This is a genomic window from Gemmobacter aquaticus, from assembly GCF_007859075.1.
GTDB classification, from domain to species: Bacteria; Pseudomonadota; Alphaproteobacteria; order Rhodobacterales; family Rhodobacteraceae; genus Gemmobacter; species Gemmobacter aquaticus.
Genome location: NZ_VOAK01000016.1, coordinates 1 through 859 on the forward strand (window position 1 = coordinate 1; position 859 = coordinate 859).

Genomic DNA, 859 nt, shown 5'->3' on the forward strand with positions numbered 1-859 from the left:
CCGACAATCCAGTTGCGAACGTCGGGAGATGCAAGCTGCTCGGCAAATGCCTTGCGGGCCTGATCCATGCCCGCTGCCAACTCGGTCAGCTCGTCGTTGGCACAGGCGACCCGGTCGATGGTAGCCGAGATGTCCCTTGCTGCAGCACGACAGCCTTCTTCGGATCTAAGGTCATGTTCCTCAAGAAAATGATGGACCAATGCATTGCGCTTAGCGATCAGCTCGCGGTGCTCGGCCTGGATTCGCGAGAACTCGTTGGTCGGAAGCGCGATCTGCATCAGGAAGGAGATCGCCGGGCCATCTTCCGACCCATCTCGCGATCCTTGATACCCCTCAGGCACGAGGAAGTTTCCCATCAGATCGCCTACCAGCGCGCCCATGGTCTTCCGACGCGTTTCGGCGATCCTCTGCGCCTGCAGCTGCTCCAGCATCTCTGCAGAACCGGATAACCGATACGTCGCCACGATCGCCTTCATCCGGAGCTCAAAGGCCTGCAACCGCAACAGGCACTGCCCGATGAGGCGTTCGATCTCGTGCCGTTCCTGGGGTGGGGCGGTTTCGGGTGCCATTGATTCTACGCTTTCGATCTGCGGCCTGCAGCGTGCCGGATCGCACGTTTGTGAGCAACCGAACGCGGCGCAATCAGCACAGGCGTCCGCGGCCATCAATTCCGCGCTGACGCGGTGCCGGGTTATTCAGGCGCAGGGTCGCCCGGCCCGAGCATTCCCTCCAGTTCGGCGGGGTCCTTTAGGCGCTCGCGAAGCGCTACTGCCGTTTCTCGTCCACGAGCCCTTCGATCGAACCGGATTTCCTCGTGTTCGCGGCTGCGATCAGCTTGGCAGAACGGGGCGGACGGCCC

1 protein-coding gene is annotated in these 859 nt (G+C 62.0%); it reads right to left on the minus strand.

The features are described from left to right. A partial coding sequence (locus FQU74_RS09685; RefSeq protein WP_146286274.1) for an exonuclease occupies window positions 1–569 on the minus strand: 569 nt, incomplete at its 3' end. Window positions 570–859 lie beyond the last annotated feature (290 nt).